Annotated in this window: 16 protein-coding genes; 11 read left to right on the forward strand and 5 right to left on the reverse strand. The window is 71.7% G+C overall.

The window, feature by feature from the left end; translation table 11 throughout:
* Positions 1–48: 48 nt before the first annotated feature.
* On the forward strand, positions 49–1,335 hold the full coding sequence (locus LCN96_RS24285; protein ID WP_225275176.1) for an acyltransferase family protein: 1,287 nt from the start codon (positions 49–51) through the stop codon (positions 1,333–1,335).
* Between the two features lie 62 nt (positions 1,336–1,397).
* On the opposite strand, the gene LCN96_RS24290 is transcribed toward LCN96_RS24285, so the two are convergent.
* The 4 genes from LCN96_RS24290 to LCN96_RS24305 form a co-directional block, all read right to left on the reverse strand.
* The gene (locus tag LCN96_RS24290) at positions 1,398–1,874 is read right to left on the reverse strand and encodes a DUF1579 family protein (RefSeq protein ID WP_225275177.1); all 477 of its coding nucleotides are present in this window, start codon (positions 1,872–1,874) and stop codon (positions 1,398–1,400) included.
* A gap of 76 nt (positions 1,875–1,950) precedes the next feature.
* On the reverse strand, positions 1,951–2,358 hold the full coding sequence (locus LCN96_RS24295; protein ID WP_225275178.1) for a DoxX family protein: 408 nt from the start codon (positions 2,356–2,358) through the stop codon (positions 1,951–1,953).
* 17 nt (positions 2,359–2,375) lie between these two features.
* A complete protein-coding gene (locus LCN96_RS24300) occupies positions 2,376–3,851 on the reverse strand; it encodes a multicopper oxidase family protein (RefSeq protein ID WP_225275179.1) in 1,476 nt (491 codons plus the stop codon).
* Between the two features lie 66 nt (positions 3,852–3,917).
* Positions 3,918–5,195 carry an extracellular solute-binding protein gene (locus LCN96_RS24305; protein WP_225275180.1) on the reverse strand — a complete coding sequence of 426 codons (1,278 nt, stop codon included), beginning with the start codon at positions 5,193–5,195 and terminating at the stop codon, positions 3,918–3,920.
* 146 nt (positions 5,196–5,341) lie between these two features.
* On the opposite strand from LCN96_RS24305, the gene LCN96_RS24310 reads away from it, so the two are divergent.
* Genes LCN96_RS24310 through LCN96_RS24355 form a run of 10 tightly spaced genes read left to right on the forward strand, consistent with a single transcriptional unit; the run spans position 5,342 to position 16,565 of the window.
* A complete protein-coding gene (locus LCN96_RS24310) occupies positions 5,342–6,559 on the forward strand; it encodes an NAD(P)/FAD-dependent oxidoreductase (RefSeq protein WP_225275181.1) in 1,218 nt (405 codons plus the stop codon).
* 11 nt (positions 6,560–6,570) lie between these two features.
* Positions 6,571–8,343 carry a non-ribosomal peptide synthetase gene (locus LCN96_RS24315; RefSeq protein ID WP_225275182.1) on the forward strand — a complete coding sequence of 591 codons (1,773 nt, stop codon included), beginning with the start codon at positions 6,571–6,573 and terminating at the stop codon, positions 8,341–8,343.
* Position 8,344: 1 nt separating this feature from the next.
* The gene (locus LCN96_RS24320; RefSeq protein WP_225275183.1) at positions 8,345–8,557 is read left to right on the forward strand and encodes an MbtH family protein; all 213 of its coding nucleotides are present in this window, start codon (positions 8,345–8,347) and stop codon (positions 8,555–8,557) included.
* Between the two features lie 3 nt (positions 8,558–8,560).
* Complete coding sequence (hppD, locus tag LCN96_RS24325) at positions 8,561–9,628, forward strand: 4-hydroxyphenylpyruvate dioxygenase (RefSeq protein ID WP_225275184.1); 1,068 nt, start codon at positions 8,561–8,563, stop codon at positions 9,626–9,628.
* Entirely contained in the window at positions 9,625–10,992 is a 1,368-nt protein-coding gene (locus tag LCN96_RS24330; RefSeq protein WP_225275185.1) for a condensation domain-containing protein, read from the forward strand. Before hppD ends, LCN96_RS24330 begins: the two co-directional genes overlap by 4 nt.
* Before the next feature lie 5 nt (positions 10,993–10,997).
* A complete protein-coding gene (locus LCN96_RS24335) occupies positions 10,998–12,350 on the forward strand; it encodes a nucleotide disphospho-sugar-binding domain-containing protein (protein WP_225275186.1) in 1,353 nt (450 codons plus the stop codon).
* A gap of 33 nt (positions 12,351–12,383) precedes the next feature.
* Positions 12,384–13,367, forward strand: a complete 984-nt coding sequence (gene rfbB / locus LCN96_RS24340; RefSeq protein WP_225275187.1) for a dTDP-glucose 4,6-dehydratase — start codon at positions 12,384–12,386, stop codon at positions 13,365–13,367.
* An 18-nt stretch (positions 13,368–13,385) separates the two neighbouring features.
* On the forward strand, positions 13,386–14,657 hold the full coding sequence (locus LCN96_RS24345; protein ID WP_225275188.1) for a class I SAM-dependent methyltransferase: 1,272 nt from the start codon (positions 13,386–13,388) through the stop codon (positions 14,655–14,657).
* A 13-nt stretch (positions 14,658–14,670) separates the two neighbouring features.
* Entirely contained in the window at positions 14,671–15,411 is a 741-nt protein-coding gene (locus LCN96_RS24350) for a class I SAM-dependent methyltransferase (protein WP_225275189.1), read from the forward strand.
* Complete coding sequence (locus LCN96_RS24355; RefSeq protein ID WP_225275190.1) at positions 15,411–16,565, forward strand: aminotransferase class I/II-fold pyridoxal phosphate-dependent enzyme; 1,155 nt, start codon at positions 15,411–15,413, stop codon at positions 16,563–16,565. Before LCN96_RS24350 ends, LCN96_RS24355 begins: the two co-directional genes overlap by 1 nt.
* Positions 16,566–16,568: 3 nt before the next feature.
* Here LCN96_RS24355 and LCN96_RS24360 read toward each other — a convergent pair whose 3' ends face one another.
* On the reverse strand, positions 16,569–19,676 hold the full coding sequence (locus LCN96_RS24360; protein ID WP_225275191.1) for an AfsR/SARP family transcriptional regulator: 3,108 nt from the start codon (positions 19,674–19,676) through the stop codon (positions 16,569–16,571).
* Between the last annotated feature and the right edge of the window lie 96 nt (positions 19,677–19,772).

A 19,772-nucleotide genomic window follows, 5' to 3' on the forward strand; every position in this document is an offset into this window, starting at 1 on the left:
ACTATGGCGCCAGGTCCCATCAGCGAACGGACTGCGAGGAAGCATGCCATGACATCACCGGAAATCATCAGCAATGGCGGTGGCGGCGGAAAACGCGCGCCACGGCTCGACGGCTTGCGCGGATATCTGGCACTCGGCGTGATCGTCGTGCACGTCGCCTTCGCCGCCGGCGTCATCGGCTTCTACGACAAACCCGCCGACACCATCTGGGCCGTCCTGGTCCAGGGGTTCAACGTGCTGCTGCCGCCCTTCTTCGTGATGTCCGGACTGCTGCTGTACCGGCCGTTCGCCAGGGCGACCATCGTCGGCACGCCCCGCCCGGCCATCAGGGGCTACCTCATCAAGCGCATGCTGCGCATCCTGCCCGCCTACTGGCTGGTGGCCGTCGCGGCGCTGCTGCTGCTCAACGCCAAGAGCGTGGACGGCATCTGGTACGTCCTGAGCCCGCTGCTGCTCATGCACAACTACGTGCCGGGCCCCGAGCTGGGCTACGCGGGCCTCGAACCCACCTGGACCGTCCCCGCCGAGGTCACCTTCTACCTGGCGCTGCCGATCCTGGCCTGGGTGTTCGACCGGTTCGCCAGGAAGGCCGACACCCCGGGCGGCAAGGCCCGCCGCCTGATCGTGCCGCTGGCCGTGTTCGTGCTCGTGGGGCTGGCCTGGACGGTCTACACGCACCTGGAGTTCATGGGGCCGTTCCCGTACGAGTACTTCTGGGTGATCGGCTTCACCGGCTTCCTGGCCATCGGGATGGGGCTGGCGATCCTGTCCGCGTACGCGGAGGCCACCGGCACCACGCCGCGCCTCTACCGCGCGGCGCAGCGCCGCCCGCTGCTGTTCTGGCTCGGCGCGCTGGTCGTGTACGTGATCAACTGCATCAGGCCGTTCGGCAAGCCCGGCATGGCCGACTACGCCACCGTGCCGGAGGCGATGGTGGAGATGGTGCTGTTCCTCATCTTCGCGCTGCTCATCATCGCGCCCGTCGTCGTGCCGAACGTGCGCTCGGCGTTCATCGACGCCGTGCTCACCAACCGGCCGATGCGCTTCTTCGGGCGCATCTCCTACGGTGTCTACCTGTGGCACTTCGTGCTGCAGTACCTGTGGCTGCAGAACGGCAGCGTCTTCGGCGCCGCGCCGCTGCCGATGCCGGCCGTGATGGGCAAGGCCGGGTTCTGGGAGCTGCTCGCGGTGGTGCTCGTCGGCACCGTGATCATCGCCACCATCAGCTACTACCTGGTCGAGCTGCCCGCGATGCGGCTGCGCGAGCGCCTGGTCGCCGGATCCGGGCGGCAGCGGGCCGAGCAGCAGCAGGAAAGGCCCCGCGTTCCCGCCTGACGGCGCGGGCACGCGAACAGGTGGCGGCGGGCTCGGCCCGCCGCCACCTGTTCGCGTCGCGGTCAGCTCACCTTGGTCATCGTGGCCTCGTAGCCGCCGCCCGGCCACGCCCAGCGCCCGGAGATGGTGGCGCCGTCGGCGCTGAAGGTGCCGGTGAAGCCGGCGGGGGAGCCCTCCTCGCCGAACCAGATGCTCAGCTCGCCGTCCTGGAGCTTCCACACGTAGGTGAAGGCGTTGCCCGTGCTGTCGAAGTACCGCGAGCGCAGCGTCCCGCTGTCGGCCTCGTAGCCGATGTACTCCACGCCCTTCATCGTGCCGTGCCCGTGGTCCATCTCGTGCTGCTGGACCAGGAAGAAGCCGCCCTCCATCCACTCGAAGACGAGCCGCCCGCCGAGGGGGTCGCCGGAGTTGAGGTCCTTGCCGGTCATGTCCCAGGTGCCGACGAGTGGTTCGAGCGCGTTGAGCGTGGGGTCGGGGGTGGGGAACTGGTTCTGCGGGTTCTCTGTCACGGTGTCGGTGTCGGTGACGGTCTCGGTCATGTCTCCTCCAGAGAGACTTTCTCGGTCGGACAGGCCGACGCCCGGTACGCCACGTCGCGTACCGGGCGTCACGTGCTCACTTGGCGCCGAAGAACGCCTTGACCCGGGACCAGCGGCCCCAGACGACCAGGCCGGCGATGACGAGCAGGACGGCCTCGATGATCGGCGGGCCGCCGAGGACGAACGCGTTCGTGCCGGCCGCGCAGACCAGCAGCCCGACGAGCCCGAGGGCGGCCACGCCGGACAGGCGCGGGATCAGCAGGCCGATCGCGCCGGCGATCTCGATGACGGCCACGACGTACCTGAACCACTGGCCGGCGCCGATGGCCTCGAACATGCCGACCATCGTGGGATCGCCGATCAGCTTCAGTACGCCGCCCAGCCCGATCTGGTACGCCAGGAGAACCTGGGCGACCCAGAGGGCGATGTTCTTGCCGCGGCCCGTCTTCTGGGGGGTCGCGGTGATCCTTTCTGTGGTGCTCATCCAGTCCTCCTTGAGAACTAATTGACGATCTCCATCTGGCCCATCATTCCGAGGGCGGAGTGCTCCAGCATGTGGCAGTGATAGACGTATCGGCCCAGGTGGGAGCCGATGTCGACCTGTAGGCGAACGGTCTCGCCCGGCTGGATGAGTACGGTGTCCTTCCAGCCCCCCTCGCCCGGCGGCGGCGCCTTGCCGTCCCGGTCCAGGAGCAGGAAGTGCGACAGGTGGGTGTGGAAGTTGTGCGGGACGCCGAAGCCGGAGCCGCCGACGTTCGTGTCGGTGTTGGTGACCTCCCAGATCTCGGTGGTGCCCCGCTTGACCTGCATGTCCACCCTGGCCGGGTCGAACACCTGATCGTTGATCAGCGCCCTGATGTTGACCGGGTCCAGGCTGAGCACGAGCTTGCGGTCGCGTACGGCCACCGGCGCCGGAGCCAGGGGGCGCAGCAGGGCGGGCACCCGGCTGCGGTCGGCGGCCTGCCGTACGACGTCGAAGCGCAGCACGGGGCCGGCCACGTCGTTGACCGTCACGTGGCCGCCCAGCGGCACCTTGGCGAAGTCGACCACGATGTCGGCGCGCTCGCCCGACGACAGCACCAGCCGGTCCACCGGGACGGGCGCGGGCAGCAGACCGACGTCGGTGGCGATCTGCGTCATCTGCGCGCCGTCGAGCGTCAGCTCGAAGACCCGGTGGGTGGAGCTGTTGAGCAGGCGGAAGCGGTACTTGCGCGCGGCGACCTCGAAGTAGGGCTGCGCCTTGCCGTTGGCCAGCAGCGTGGGGCGGTTGTAGGGGTCGGCGGGGTCGAAGATCAGGTTGCCCGCGTCGTCGAGCAGCGCGTCCCGCAGCATGATCGGCACGTCGTAGCCGCCCGACGGCAGGCCGAGCCGCCGCTCCGCCTCGTCGTCGATCAGGTAGAACCCGTGCAGGCCGCGGTAGACGTTCTCGGCCTCCAGGTGGTGCGCGTGGTCGTGGTACCACAGCGTGGCGCCCGGCTGGGCGTTCGGGTACAGGTAGGCCCGGCCCGCGCCCGGCGCGATCACGTCCGTCGGGTAGCCGTCGTGCGCGGCGGCCACCCGCCCGCCGTGCAGGTGCACGTTGGTGTCGTGGCCGAGCTTGTTGTCGAAGGTGATCAGCGTCCTGCGGTTGCGACGCGCGCGGATCGTGGGGCCGCAGAAGGCGCCGCCGTACGTCAGCACGGGGGTGTTCACCCCCGGCAGGAGCTGCGCCGTCGCCTGCTGGACGGACAGCCGGTAGATGTCGGTGTCGCCGGTCTGCACCGACGGGACGCGGGTGGCGGGCACCGGCATCCTGACCGAGAAGGGGGTGACGGCGGGTCCCGACCTGACCGCCGGGACGCGGCCGGCGTGGTCGTGCACGTGCGGGTGGTGCGTGCTCGCGGTCCCGGACGGGGCGAGCTCCGACTGGACGAACGGGGCCAGCGCGGCGCCTCCCGTCAGCCCGCCGAGAACGAGTAAGCGCCGTCGGCTCAACATGGCTGAACTCCTATCGCCAGCTCCGAGCGTGGCATCGCACCCCGGAGCGGTCATCTTCCGTATTGCTCACTTGACGGCCAGCCGCCGCGGCGTGCGGCCGGCGGCGCAGTCGTCGTTGTAGGCGTCGAGCAGGCGCTGCGCCGCGGCCGTCGCCTCGGCCAGCCGCGTGCCCGGGTCGCCGCCGGCCAGCACGCCGGTCATGGCGCCGGTCATGAGGTCCTGGATCCCGGCGAAGTCGCCCAGGATCGCGCCGAGCGCGGCGGGCGAGCCGTCGGCCGCGCGCAGCTGGCCGGTGGCGGCCCGGTGGATCGGGTGCCGCTCGAACCAGCCCTCCCGCTCCAGCAGCTCGACCGAGGCGCCGGTGACCGGCAGGAACCCGGCGCCGCGGTGCCACTCGGCCACGTTGCGCGCGTCCAGCAGGTACTGCAGGAACGCCAGCGCGCCGTCCGCCTTCTCGCGGGGCAGCCCGTCGGTGAGCCAGAACGCCTGGCCGGAGACCAGGTGCCCGGCGCGCGCCGCGCCCTCGTTGTACGGCAGCGGGCCGGCCGCCACCTCGAAGCCCGCCTCGGCGCAGGATCGCGCGATCATCCCGGCGACGACCGAGGAGGCGACGGTGCAGGCCACCCGCTGCTCGGTGAAGGCCCGCAGGGTGCCGCCCCAGTCCTCCGGCGTCCCGGTGTCCAGGTAGCGGCCCCGCCGGTGCAGCCGCTGCCACCAGGTGGCGTAGGCCAGCAGCTCCTCGGAGGCCAGTGTCACCTTCTCGGCCCGCCCCGACCTGCCGTTGTCGTGGTCGGCCAGCAGGCCGCCCTGCCCGGCCACCGCCTGCTGGATCAGCCAGCCGTGGTTGGCCCAGGTCACCGGGCCCGCCTCGGCCAGCTCGCCCCAGGTCCGCGGCATCGTCGTGAAGCCCGCGGCCTCCAGCATGGCGGTGTTGCCGAGCAGCACCGCCGTGGTGGCCGTCATCGGCGCCGCCACCAGTTCGCCGGCGTAGGTGTAGTAGCCGCGTACGGCGGGCTCCAGGTCGCCGAGGACGACCCGCTCGCCGAGGATCTCGCCGCGCCCGGCGACGGCCCGCTCGACGGGTACGAACAGCGGCGCGCCCGACGGCCCCCGCGTGTCCAGGGCCAGCCGGGTCGCGGTGGCGTAGTACTCGGCGAGGTCGGGGGGAGTGCCGCGGGCGGCGGCCCTGGCCACCTCGGCGGGCAGCTCGCGGAAGCCGTACCCGGTGATGTCGATCCGGTAGCCCGGATGGGCGGCCTCGAAACCGGCGGCCAGCTTCTTGATCGGATCCAGGTAGCCCGGCAGCGGATGCTCCGCCAGCCAGACGTTGACGACCGTTGTCATCGCCTCATCATGGACACGGCCCCGCGCCCGCACATCTCGTGACGTGCGCTGTTCCCCCGGGCCACACAGCAATACAGAGGATGAGTGATCGAACAGGGAGATGTGACCCTGGCTCCGAGTCGCATGGCGGCGAATGGAGGAGCACGGTGATCAGTACCCATGACGAGTTCGATGTTGTCGTGATCGGTGGCGGCCCCGGCGGATCGAGCACGGCCGGACTGCTGGCCAAACGTAACCACCGCGTGCTGGTGCTCGAACGCGAGAAGTTCCCCCGTTACCACATCGGCGAGTCGCTGATCACGGGGTCCATGCCCACGCTTGACGAGCTGGGCCTGCGCTCGCGGCTGGACCAGATGGGCTTCGTCAAGAAGTACGGCGGCACGCTGCTGTGGGGCAAGAACCAGGGCACCTGGGACTTCCGTTTCGCCGAGGCCGCCAACTACGAGCACACCTACCAGGTGCGCCGGGCCGACTTCGACGCCGTCCTGCTGGCCAGGGCCAGGGAGCTGGGCGCGACCGTGCTGGAGGAGGCGACGGTCAAGCACTTCCTGTTCGAGGGCGAGCGCATCGCCGGCGTCACGTACACGGTCAAGGGCGACCCCGAGCCGCGCACCGCGCGCTGCCGCCTGCTCGTGGACGCCTCGGGGCAGCAGCACGTGCTGGCCCGCCACTTCGACCTCGTCGAGTACCACGAGGACCTGCGCAACATCGCCGTCTGGTCCTACTTCCAGGGCTGCAAGCGCTACGGCGGCACCAGGGCGGGCGACACGGTCACGGAGAACAGGCCGAACGGCTGGTTCTGGTTCATCCCGCTGCACGACGGCACCGTGAGCGTCGGCTACGTCACGCCGATCGAGGAGTACAAGAAGTCGGGCAAGAGCCTGGAGGAGCTGTTCACCTCCGAGCTGGCCGCCGCCGAGGAGGTCAGGGCGCTGACGGAGGGCGCCACCCGGGCGGCCGCCTTCCGCAGCATCCGCGACTGGTCCTACACCTGCAGCCGCTTCCACGGCCCCGGCTGGGCGCTGGTGGGCGACGCGGCGGCCTTCATCGACCCGCTGCTGTCCACGGGCGTCGGCCTGGCGCTGCGCGGCTCGCGCGGGCTGGCCGGCGCCGTGGACGCCGCCCTGCGCGACCCGTCCTGCGAGGAGCAGGTGCTGGCGCGCTACGAGAAGGAGTACCGCGCCTTCCTGAACTCCCTGCTGGCCTTCGTGCGCTTCTTCTACGACCGCACCCGCCACAAGGAGGAGTACTGGGAGAAGGCGCAGGAGCTGCTCGACCCGCGCAGGCTGCGCCCGCGGAAGATCGACTTCGCGACGATGCTCTCCGGCGTCTCGGGCGTCCACGACATCTTCCACACCGACTGACGGAGCGTCTGATGGTGCCGACATCTGTTCATGGACACGTCGCCGAGCAGGCAGCGCTCACGCCGGACCTGGTCGCCGTCTCCGGCGGCCCCGCCACCCTGACCTACCGGGAGCTCGACGAGCGGGCCAACCGGCTGGCCCACCGCCTGCGCGGCCTCGGCGTGGGGCCGGAGACGCCGGTCGCGGTCCTGATGGAGCGCTCGGCCGAGCTCGTGGTGGCGCTGCTCGCGATCCTCAAGGCGGGCGGCTGCTACCTGCCCGTGCACAGCGCCTACCCGCCCGACCGGCAGCAGTGGATCATCGACTCGTCGGGCGCTCCCGTGCTGCTGGCCGACCGCGCCAAGGCCGGCGCCGGTCTGCCGTCCGCGCCCAGGACCCTCGTCCTGGACGAGCCGGACGAGCGGGCGCGGGCGGACGCCGAGCCGTCCGCCGCGCCGCCCGACGTCACCCTGCCGGGCAACCTGGCCTACGTCATCTACACCTCGGGCTCGACCGGGCGCCCCAAGGGCGTGGCCGTCACCCACGACGACGTGCTCGGCCTGGCGCTGGACCGCTGCTGGGACAGCGGCAACCACCGCCGCGTGCTCATGGTCGCCCCGTACGCCTTCAACGTCTCCACCTACGAGCTGTGGGTGCCGCTGCTGCACGGCGGCCGGATCGTCGTGGCACCGCCCGGCGAGCTGGACCTGGCCGGGCTGAAGGAGCTGGTGACCCGCGAGGAGATCACCGCCCTGCACCTGACGGCCGGGCTGTTCCGCGTCGTGGCGGAGGAGGGCCCCGGCTGGCTGGCCGCCGTGCGCGAGGTGCTCACCGGCGGCGACGTGATCGTCCCGTCGGCGGTCAGGCAGCTGCACGCCGCCTGTCCCGACACGGTGGTCCGCGCCATGTACGGGGCGACGGAGGTCACCCTGTTCTCCACGACCGCCGAGCTGCGCGCCGGCGCCGCGCTGGACACGTGCGTCCCGGTCGGCGGCCCGATGGACGACGTCAGGCTGTACATCCTGGACGACCGGCTCAGCCCCGTCCCCGGCGACCTCGAAGGCGAGCTCTACATCGGCGGCAGGGGCGTCGCCCGCGGGTACTACGACCGGGCCGACCTGACCGCCGAGCGCTTCGTGGCCGACCCGTTCGCCGGCGCCGGCCGCCGCATGTACCGGACCGGCGACCTGGCCAGGCGCAACGGCGACGGGCAGATCGAGTTCATCGGGCGGGCCGGCGACCAGGTCAAGATCCTGGGCTTCCGGGTGGAGCTGGCCGAGGTCGAGGCCGCGGTGGCGAGCTTCCCCGGCCTCGCGCACGCCGCCGTCGTCGCCCGCGAGCTGCGCGAGGGCGAGAAGCGCCTGGTCGCCTACGTGGTGCCGGCCGGTGAGCCGCCCGCCGTGGGCACGCTGCGCGCGCACGTCAAGACCCTGCTGCCCGACTACATGGTGCCCGCGGCGTTCGTCCTGCTGGACGCGCTGCCGCTGACCGCCAACGGCAAGGTGGACCGCGCGGCGCTGCCCGACCCGGAGCCGGACACCGACACCGCCTACCGGGCGCCGCTCAACGCCCGCCAGGAGGTCCTGTGCTCGGTGTTCGCCGACGTGTTCGGCGTCGAGCGGATCGGCATCGACGACAGCATCTTCGACCTCGACGTGCAGTCGCTGCTGGCGATGCGGCTGGTCAACCGCATCTCCACGACGCTGGACGTCGAGCTGACCATCCGCGACCTGTTCGACGCCCCCACCGTGGCCGGTCTGGATGAATGGCTCGAGTCCGCCGTGGCGGGCCAGGGAGGCAGCTGAGATGAGCAACCCCTTCGACGACCAGGCCACCACCTTCCGCGTGCTGGTCAACCACGAGGACCAGCACTGCCTGTGGCCGGCCTTCGCCGACGTGCCCGAGGGCTGGGAGAGCGCCTACGGGCCGGCCGAGCGCGCGGCCTGCGTCGAGTACGTCAACGCGCACTGGACCGACCTGCGGCCCCGCAGCCTCGTCGCCCAGATGGAGGCGGGATAGGCCATGACCAGGGACGATCTGCGCCTCGACCACATCGGCTTCCACGTCGCCGACCTGACGGCGGAGGCGGGCGGGCTGAGCCGCGGCTACGGGCTGCGCCCCTACGCCGAGGCCGCCACGCCGGGCTCCCGCTCGCTGGCCGTGGGCGCCGGCCGGGTCAGGTTCGTGCTCACCCAGCCGGCCGCCGGTGACCATCCCGGCGCCGCCTACCTCGACAGGCACGGCGACGGCGTGGCCGACGTCGCGTTCGGCGTCGCCGACGCCACCGCCGCCTTCCACACCGCGGTCGACCGGGGCGCCGGGCCGGTGTCCCCGCCGCACGCCCGCGACGGCTTCGTCACCGCCACCGTCCAGGGCGTGGGCGACCTGGTCCACACGTTCGTGCAGCGCCCGGAGGGCCTGGACGAGCGGGCCCTGCCCGGCTTCACGCCCATCCCCGAGCCGGCGGGCGGCCTCGACGCCGGCCTGGTCGAGGTGGACCACCTGGCCGTGTGCGTGCCGTCCGGCGACCTGGCCGCCACCGTGGCCTTCTACCGGCACGTCCTGGACTTCCAGCTCATCTTCGCCGAGCGCATCACCGTCGGCGACCAGGCCATGACCACCGAGGTGGTCAAGAACGGGTCGGTGACGCTCACGCTCATCGAGCCCGACGCCGACAAGGAGCCCGGCCACATCGACGAGTTCCTCGCCGCCCACGGCGGCGCGGGCGTGCAGCACCTGGCGATGAGCACGCTCGACATCACCGCGGCCGTGGACACCACCGGCGCCGGGGGAGTGGAGTTCCTGCCCACCCCCGCCACCTACTACGACCTGCTGCCCGGCCGGGTGCGGCCCGCCAAGTACCCGCTGCCCGAGCTGCGGCGGCGCAGCATCCTCGTGGACGAGGACCACGACGGGCAGCTCTACCAGATCTTCGCCCGCTCCGCGCACCCGCGCGGCACCTTCTTCTTCGAACTCATCGAGCGGCTGGGAGCCCGCTCCTTCGGCAGCGGCAACATCGCCGCGCTCTACCAGGCCGTGGAGCTCCAGCGCGCCAACCATCGCGACGCCCGTACGGAGGCGGCAGCATGACCTCTTCCCTGTCAACCCCGGCCCCGCCCACCACGCAGCACCCGCTGTCCTACACCCAGCAGTTCCTGCGGCTGTTCGACCAGGGCGACGGCCAGGGCCCCTTCAGCGCCCGCTACAACATCGTCGTGGGCTGGCGCGTACGCGGCCGGCTCGACGTGGAGACGCTGCGCGAGGCGATCACCGAGGTCGCCGCCAGGCACGACTCGCTCAACGCCACGATCACCCGCGGCGAGGGCGAGTCGCACCAGACCATCCAGCCGCCCTCGCCCGCCCGGCTGCTCGTGGTGGACCTGCCGAAGGCGGCGCCCGAGTACCGCGGCCGCAAGGCCGAGGAGCTGCTGACCGAGATCGAGTCCGGCTCCTACAGCCTCCAGGAGCTGCCGCACCTGCGCGCCGTCCTGGGCCGCTTCGACGAGCAGGACGCGGTGCTCGCGCTGATCGTGCACCACACGGCGGGCGACGGCTGGTCCATGCAGCTGCTCATCCGCGACATCGTCACCTGCTACGCCCGCCGCCGCGGCCACGACGTGCCCGAGCAGCCGGCGCCGCGGCCCTACCACGAGTACGCCGCCTGGCAGCAGGAGAACGCCGAGTCCGCGAACGCGCGGGCCGCGCGCGGCTACTGGCGCGACAAGCTGCGCGGCGCGCGCATGCTGTCGGTCAGGACCGACCACACCAGGTCGGCCGGGCTGGCCAAGGTCTGCCCGGTCTACCGCTTCACGCTCACCAAGGAGCTGTCGGCCGAGGCGCTGGCGTTCGCCAAGCGGGCCCGCAGCTCACCCTTCATGGTGCTGCTGGCCGCCTACAACGTGCTGCTGCAGCGCCTCACCGGCGCCACCGACCTGGTCATCCCGGCCATCACCTCGGGCCGGGCGCAGCCGCAGTTCCAGGAGACCGTCGGGCCGTTCTTCAACTTCCTGCCGCTGCGTACCGACGTCACCGGCTGCGACACCTTCCGCCAGGTGGTCGACAGGACCAGGATCACCTGCGTCGAGGCGTACGCGCAGGAGATCCCGTTCCTGCAGATCGCGGCCGAGTCGCCGGAGCTGATGGCCGAGGCGGCGCTGGACGACAGGGCGCTGTGCGCGCTGCAGGTCTGGCAGTTCGCCGCCGTCATGGAGGGCGAGCGGATCGGCGACCTGGCGGTCGAGGAGGTGCGCGGGCGGCTGTTCTCCCAGCCCAACGGCACCGACATCCCCGACGGCGCGCTGCTCACCTTCGACATCGACCCGTCGGGCGAGATCTACGGCAACTTCGCCTACAACAGCAACCTGTTCACCGAGAGCTCGATCATGTCCATGGTGGCGGAGTTCTCCGGGATCCTCCGGTACGGCGTCGCCGCGCCCGACTCCCCGATGGAGTGATCGCGATGCGCGTGATGTTCACCGTCTTCCCCGCCCCGGCGCACTTCCTGCCCGTCGTCCCCTACGCGTGGGCGCTGCAGGCGGCCGGCCACCAGGTGTGCGTGGCCGCGCCGCCCGGCGTCGCGACGGGCGTGGCCGTGCCCGACTTCCACCGGGCGGTCACCGCCGCGGGGCTGACGGCGGTGTCGTGCGGCGAACCCGAGCGGCTGTCGGTGCACGACCGGGGCTACCCGGGCTTCGCCGAGCTCATCCCCACCATCGAGGAGAGCGAGCGGCTGGTGTCCGCGCTCGGGATCACCCCGGCCGAACGCGCGCCCTGGGACGTCTTCCACCACTTCGCGCTGCTCACCATGCGCAACTACCACCCGCCGGTGCCGCGCCAGGACGTCCTGGCCGTCGTCGACTTCGCCAGGGAGTGGCGGCCCGACCTGGTGCTGTGGGACCCGTGGTTCCCCTGCGGCGCCGTCGCGGCGCGCGCCAGCGGCGCCGCGCACGCCCGCATCCTGCACTCGCCCGACTACACCGCCTGGGCCACCCAGAAGTACGCGGGCAGCGGCGAGCGCAACCCGCTGATCGGCGTGATCGAGCCCCTCGCGGACCGGTACGGGGTGCGCGTGGACGAGGAGCTGCTGCTCGGCCACTGGACCGTGGACCCGTTCCCGGCCGGGATGAGCCTGCCCACCGGCGTCACCCGGCTGCCCGTGAGGTACGTGCCCTACACCGGCGGCGGCCTCATGGAGGACTGGCTGCGCCGGCCCCCGTCCAGGCCCCGGGTCGCGCTGTCGCTCGGCGTGTCGATGCGGGCGTTCTTCAAGGGCGACTGGGGCCGGCTGGCCAAGCTCATGGAGGCGGTCGGCGGCCTGGACGTCGAGGTGATCGCCACTCTGGACGCCAACCAGCTGCTCGACCTGCAAGGGCCGCCGCCGGACAACGTGCGGGTGCTGGAGTACGTACCGCTCGACCAGTTGCTGCCGACCTGCTCGGCGATCATCCACCACGGCTCCATCGGCACGTTCGTGGCGGCCTCCGCCGCCGGCGTGCCGCAGCTCATCTGCGACACCGACGAGCCGAGCCGCATCGTCGGCACCCCCGTCGAGGGCGGCATCGACTGGAACCTGAAGTGCCAGAAGCAGCTCACCGCCGGTCGCACGTCCCGCTACGTGAGCGAGCGCGGGGCGGGCGTCCGGCTGAACCACCAGACGCAGTCCGCCTCGGACATCCGCGAGGAGCTGCGGCGCGTGCTCGGCGAGCCCTCCTTCCACAAGGGCGCGCGGGGCATCCACGAGGACTGGCTGGCCACGCCGAGTCCCACCGACATCGTCGCCGACCTGGAGCGGTTGACCGCCGCCGCCAGGTGACCGGCGACCTATCTTCCCAGAGGAGACGGACAAGTGCGGATCCTGGTCACCGGCGGTGCCGGTTTCATCGGCTCGGAGTTCGTCAGAGCGACGCTGCGCGACGCGCCGGGCACCCGGGTCACCGTCCTGGACAAGCTCACCTACTCCGGCAACCTGGCCAACCTCGACCCCGTAGCCGGCCACCCCGGGCTGCGCTTCGTGCCCGGCGACACCGCCGACCCGCTCGTCGTCGACGAGGTGACGGCGGGCCAGGACGTCATCGTGCACTTCGCCGCCGAGACGCACGTGGACCGGTCGATCATCAGCGCCACCGACTTCGTGCGCACCAACGTGCTCGGCACCCAGACGCTGCTGGAGGCGGCGCTGCGGCACGGCGTCAGCCGCTTCGTGCACGTCTCGACCGACGAGGTGTACGGCTCCATCGCCCGGGGGTCGTGGACCGAGGAGACGCCGCTGGCGCCGAACGTGCCCTACGCGGCCTCCAAGGCGGGCTCGGACCTGCTGGCCCTGGCCTTCCACCGGACGCTCGGCCTGGACGTGGTGGTCACCCGGTGCACCAACAACTACGGCCACTACCAGTTCCCGGAGAAAGTGATCCCGCTGTTCGTGACCAACCTGCTGGAGGGCCGCCCGGTGCCGCTGTACGGCGACGGCGACAACCGGCGCGACTGGCTGCACGTCTCCGACCACTGCAGGGCCATCCGCCTGGTGCTCGAACGCGGGCGCGCGGGCGAGGTCTACCACATCGGCGGCGGCTGCGAGTTGTCCAACCTGGAGCTGACCGCCCTGCTGCTCGACGCGTGCGGCGCGGACTGGGACCTGGTCCAGCACGTGCCCGACCGCCCCGGCCACGACCTGCGCTACTCCCTGGACATCTCCAAGATCCAGCGGGAGCTGGGCTACGCGCCCGCGGTCGCGTTCACCGACGGGCTGGCCGCGACCGTCGAGTGGTACAGGAACAACCGGTCCTGGTGGGAGCCGCTGAAGCACCGCGAGCTCGCGGCCGCCATCCGCTGAAGATCACTAGGAGTAGTCATGCAGGACATCGTCCGACGACTTGACACCTGCCGGGTCTGCGGCGAGGACGACTGGCTGGAGGTCACCTCCTTCGGGCCGGTGCCGCTCGCCAACGGCTTCCTCGACCCCGGCGACCTGCCCGAGCACGAGCCCGCCTACCCCGTGGACGTGATCGTGTGCCGCGGCTGCCGGCTGATGGCCATCAGGCACGTGATCCGGCCCGACGTGCTGTTCCGCCACTACGTGTACGTCACCTCCGAGTCCGACCAGATGATCGGCCACATGCGCCGCATCGTCGGCTGGTGCGAGCGCCGCGCCGGGCTCGCCCCCGGCGACCTGGTGGTGGAGCTCGGCAGCAACGTCGGCCTCCAGCTCGCCATGTTCCAGGAGCGGGGCCAGCGGGTGGTGGGCGTGGACCCGGCCGAGAACCTCGCCCGGATCGCCAACGCCCGCGGCGTCCGGACGCTGCCCGAGTTCTTCGGCGGCGACCAGGGCAGGCGCGTGGCCGCCGAGGAGGGCCAGGCCAAGCTGGTGCTGGGCCGCCAGTGCTTCGCGCACATCGACGACGTGCACAACGTGCTCGACGGGGTGACGGCGGTGCTGGCGCCGGACGGCCTGCTGGCGATCGAGGTGCCGTACCTGGTGGACCTGCTGCAGGAGAACCAGTTCGACACGATCTACCACGAGCACCTGTCGTACTACTCGGTGCACACGCTGGGCCGCCTGTTCGCCGCCCACGGGCTGCGGCTGGTGGACGTCGAGCGCGCCGCCGTGCACGGCGGCTCCGTCGTGGTCTTCGCGGCCAGGCAGAGCTCGGGGCACGAGCCGGCGCCCGTGGTGGCGCGGCTGCACTCGCTGGAGCGGCAGCTCGGCCTGGAGTCCGACGAGGTCTACCTGGAGTTCGGCGTCCGCGCGCACGAGGTGATCGCCCAGGTGCGCGACCTGGTGCGCGGCCTGGCGGCCGAGGGCAAGGTCGTCGCCGGGTACGGCGCGCCGTCCAAGGGCACCACGCTGCTGCAGTTCTGCGGCCTCGGGCCCGCGGAGCTGCGCTTCTGCAGCGACACGACCACCCTCAAGCACGGCAGGCTGCTGCCGGGCACCCGCATCCCGGTGTACTCGCCCGAGCAGGCGCGCGCCGAGCAGCCCGACTACTACCTCCTGCTGGCGTGGAACTACGCCGCGGAGATCCTGTCCAAGGAGGCGGACTTCCTGCGGCGGGGCGGGCGGTTCATCATCCCCATCCCGCAGCCGAGAGTCGTCGCGGCCGAGCCCGCCGCGGCAGTGGCCTGAAGGAGGTCGTCCGATGGAATACGGATCCGATCACGCCGAGTACTACGACCTCATCTTCCGCAGCCGCGGCAAGGACTTCGAGGGCGAGGCGGAGGAGCTGGGCAGGATCGTCCGCGCCCGCGCCCCGCGCGCGGCGTCCCTGCTGGACGTGGCCTGCGGCACGGGCGCGCACATGGAGACGTTCGTCAAGCTCTTCGACCACGTCGAGGGCCTGGAGCTGTCGCCCGACATGCGGACGGTGGCCGCGCAGCGCCTGCCGGGCGTCCCCGTGCACCCGGGCGACATGCGCGACTTCGACCTCGGCCGCGTCTTCGACGCCGTCACCTGCATGGGCAACGCGGTCGGCGAGCTGGGCTCGCCCGAGGAGCTGCGGGCCGCGATCGGCACGATGGCCGCGCACCTGGCCCCCGGCGGGGTGCTGGTCGTCGAGCCGTGGTACTTCCCCGACAACTTCCTGGACGGCCACGTCGGCGGGCACCTGCTCGTCGAGGAGGACCGCGTGGTGTCCAGGATGACGCACTCGCGCCGCGAGGGCGGCAAGAGCCGGCTGGAGGTGCGCTTCAGGATCGCCGACTCCTCGGGGTTCAAGGACTTCTCCGAGGTGCTGCACTCCAGCCTGTTCACCCGCGAGCAGTACACGGCGGCCTTCGAGGCGGCCGGCTGCCGCACCGAGTTCCTGCCCGGCTTCCAGCTCGCCGGCGGCCGCCCGAACAGCCCGGGGCTCTTCGTCGGCATGCTCGACGGGGTGGCGTGATGACGGCCTGGGACACCCTGGTCGTCGGCCGGCCCAACGTGGGCGAGCGCGAGCGGCTGATGCGGCGCCTCGACGGCGTGCTTGACCGGCTCTGGCTGACCAACAACGGCCCGCTGGTGCGCGAGTTCGAGGAACGCATCGCCGCGGTGGCCGGCACCAGGCACGCGGTGGCCACCTGCAACGCCACCACGGGCATCCAGATCGCCGCCAGGGCCGCCGGCATCAGGCCCGGTGACGAGGTCATCGTCCCCTCCTTCACCTGGGTCGCCACGGCGCACGCGCTGGAGTGGATCGGCATCGTCCCGGTCTTCTGCGACGTGGACGAGGCCACCGCCAACGCCGACCCCGAGCACGTCGCGCGGCTCATCGGGCCCAGGACCCGCGGCATCCTGGCCGTGCACGTCTTCGGTCACCCGTGCGACGTCGAGGCGCTGACACGGCTGGCGGACGAGCACGGCCTGGTCCTGCTGTTCGACGCCGCGCACGCGCTGGGCTGCACCTACCGGGGCAGGCCGGTCGGCGGGTTCGGCACGGCGGAGATCTTCAGCTTCCACGCCACCAAGTTCGTCAACAGCGTCGAAGGCGGCGTCATCACCACCGACGACGACGCCTATGCCGCCCGGGTCAGGGCCCTGCGCAACCAGGGCATCGACCCGGGCGGCCGGATCGCGGGCCCCGGCACCGTGGCCAGGATGAACGAGTTCTGCGCCGCCATGGGCCTGACCTCGCTCGACGCCATCGACACGATCGTGGCGGCGAACCGGCGCAACCAGGCGGTCTACGAGGAGCACCTGGCCGGCGTGCCGGGCGTGAGCGTGCGCGGTCAGGCGCCCGGCGAGCGCGCCAACCACCAGTACCTCGTGATCGAGGTGGAGGAGGCGCTGGCCGGGATCTCCCGTGAGACGGTGCTGGAGGACCTGCTCCGCTACGACGTGCACGCCCGGCGTTACTTCTCGCCGATCTGCCACCAGGTCGAGCCGTACCGGTCGGCGCCCGAGCGGCACCTCCCGCTGCCGCTGCCGCGCGCGGAGGCGCTGGCGAGCCGGGTGCTCTCGCTGCCGACCGGCCCCACGGTGGAGCCCGGCGACGTGGCGGCCGTCTGCGCGATCATCAAGGAGTCGGTCGCCCGCGCGGGGCGCCGCCTCGTCGCCTGACCGTCAGGGGGTGGCTTCCGTGATGGGCAGGTTCGGCGAGCCGGCCCGGTGGCTGACCGAGGCCAGGTGTTCGAGCACCAGCTTGCCCGTCCGCTCGTCCACGTGCTCGACCAGCTCCATCACGCGCGTCACCGCCCGGTCCGACGCGTTCGTGTCGCCGATCGACCAGAGCGCGTCGCTCAGCTTGATCAGCGTGCGCGCCTCCAGCAGCGGGATCCGCGTCTGGCGGTACAGCAGCGCGGCCTTGCGCAGGTGCTCCACGCCGTCGCGGGGCCGGTCGGCGGCCACGGCCAGCTCGCCCAGCCCCGCCAGGGCGTGCGCCTCGACCAGCTTGTGACGCGACCGCCTGGCCAGCGTCAGCGCCTTGTCCAGCAGGGTGTCGGCGTCGGCCAGCCGGCCGCGCCGCACGTTGGCGACGCCGAGCCCGTGCAGCGCGTACGCCTCGCCCGTGGTGTCGCCGATCTCCTGCACGATGGTGAGCGACTCCTCGAAGGCCCCGGCCGCCAGGCCGAACTCGTTGGCCTGGAGGTGGATGCGGCCCATGCGGTGCAGCACCTGCGAGACGATGCGCCTGCTGCCGCCGTCGCGCCCGCGCACGAGCGCCTCGGCCAGCAGGATCTTGGCCTCGTCGATGTCGCCGCACTCGGCCCTGATCGCCGCCAGGTTCTGCAGCGTGATCGCCGCTTCGAGCTGGTCGCCGATGTCGGTGAAGATGGCCAGCGCCTGCTCCAGGTGGTGCATCGCCTCGTGCAGCTGGCCGTCGATCCGCTTGAGGAAGGCCAGGTTGCGGGTGGACCTGGCGACCAGGGGCACGTCGCCGATGCGCTCGAAGATGGTCAGGGCCGCCTCGAAGTCGCGCCTGGCGTCGTCGAAGCGCTGCTCGGTCTGGGCCAGCGAGGCGCGCACGATCAGCATCTCCGCCTGCCCGCGCTCGTCGCGGCCCTGCCGGGCGGCGTCCAGCGCGATCTCGTGCGACTCGCGCCAGTCGTCGAGATAGCCGCGCAGCTCGAAGAAGGGCTCGGCGTTGCTGGCCATCCGCCAGCACAGCTCGACCTGGCCCGCCTGGGCGGCCTGCCGGATGCCGGAGACGAGCAGATGGCGCTCGCGCTCGAACCAGGCGATCGGGTTGGAGACCAGCCGGTCCACCAGCGGCTCGGACAGCCAGGCGTCGATCCCGAACCGCTTGCGCGACTGGTCGGAGGCGCCGTACTCGCGGTCGTGGGCGGCCTTCAGCAGGCAGTGCAGCGCGTGCAGCACCCGGGTCAGCGCCGCCGTGCGCTCCGCCGGGTCCTCCTCGGCGGCCAGGCGCTCGCGGGCGTACACCCTGATCAGGTCATGGAAGCGGTACTGCACCCGCGAGGCGCCGCCGGTGCCGATGACCTCCACGAGGTGCGCGTCCGCCAGGTCGTCGAACAGGTCCTGCGCGCTGGTCAGCGGCTCCGCCAGGACGGCCGCGCCGGCCCAGGCGGAGAAGACGGGCGAGTCGAGCAGGGCCAGCCGCCTGAACAGGCAGCGGGCCGGCTCGCTGATGTTCTCGTAGGTCAGCGACAGGCTGGCCCTGATCCCCATGTCGCCGTGGCTCAGCTCGTCGAGCCTGCGTGCCTCGTCCCGCAGGCGGTCCACGAGGTGGTCCACGCCCCAGTGCATCCTGACGGCCAGCCGCGCGCCCGCGATGCGCAGCGCCAGCGGCAGGTAGCAGCAGAGCTCGGCCAGCGCGGCGGCCGACTCGGGCTCCGACAGCACCCGGTCCTCGCCCGCGATGTGCGACAGCAGCTCGACGGCGTGCGAGACGTCGAACTCGTCCACGCTCACCTGCGTCGTGCCGGCCAGGCCGCCGAGCCGGTGCCGGCTGGTCACGATGACCGCCGACGGCGGGTTGCCCGGCATCAGCGGCAGCACCTGGCTTTCGGACTCGGCGTCGTCGAGCACGATCAGCACCTTGCGGTCGGCCAGCAGCATGCGGAACATCTCCGCGCGCTCGACCAGCGTCTCGGGCAGCTCGGGGCCGCGCACGCCGAAGGCGCGCAGGAAGCGGTCGAGCACCTGCATGGGGCTGACCGGCCTGGCCAGGGCGCCGTGCAGGTTGGCGAACAGCTGGCCGTCGGGGAAGTGCTCGGCGATGGCGTGCGCCGCGTGGATCGCGATCGTCGTCTTGCCGATGCCGGGACGGCCCGCGAGGGCGACGATGGGCACGGCGAAGCGCGCGTCGCCGTCCAGCGGCATGGTCAGCCGCCTGCTGATCTTCTCGATCTGGTCGTGCCTGCCGACGAAGTCGGCGATGTCCGCGGGCAGCATGCGCGGCACCGTGGCGATGGGCGTGGCCGCGACGGGCTCGGCGGCCGGCGCCACCGGCGGGGCGGGCGCGGCGAGGCTGTCGTCGGCGCCCAGGATGGCGGCTTCGAGCTGCTGGAGCCGCTCGTTCGGCTCGATGCCCAGCTCGTCGACCATGCTGCGCCTGGCCTCGCGGTAGATCTGGAGCGACTCGGCCTGCCTGCCGGAGCGGTACAGCGCGGTCATGAGCTGGGCGATGAGCCCTTCGCGCAGCGGGTTCTCCTTGACCAGCCGGCTCAGCTCGCCGACCAGCTCCTGGTGGCGGCCCAGGTCCAGCTCCAGCTGCACGCACTCCTCGTTGGCGGTGATGCGCTGCTCGGTGAGCCAGCTCGCCAGCGCCTGCACGTACCTGCTCTCGATGCCGTCGAGCGCGGGGCCCCGCCACAGTGACAGGGCGCCGCGATAATGGCTGATGGCCTCTTCGAACTGTTTCTGCTCGCGCGCCTTACGGGCCCGGGTGACGAGATTGTCGAAGCGGTGCGCGTCGATGGATTCCGTCGGCGCGCGTAAGGTGTAGCCCTGCCGCGTGGTGACGATCATTTCCGCGTGACCGTCTTTGTTGATCAGCCGGCGCAGCGCGGAAATGCAGATCTGCACCTGCGCACGGGCGGTCGCGGGCGGATCGTCGTCGTAGATGGCCTCGACCAGCCGATCAAGGGTGACCGATCGGTTGGCGTTGAGCAGCAGGACGGCGAGGACGATCTGTTGTCGTGCCCCGCCAGGGCCTAGTTGCCGGCCGTTCGCGGATACTTCGAGGGCCCCCAGTACACGAAATTCCACGCATATCTCCTCGAAGAGATTGTCCGCAACGATCGGCGTTCTGACGTGCGTGGTCCAAGAAACTCACAATAAATGTAAGGCCAGTGGTCCAGCGCC

The sequence above is a fragment of the Nonomuraea gerenzanensis genome (genome assembly GCF_020215645.1).
Classification (GTDB): Bacteria; Actinomycetota; Actinomycetes; order Streptosporangiales; family Streptosporangiaceae; genus Nonomuraea; species Nonomuraea gerenzanensis.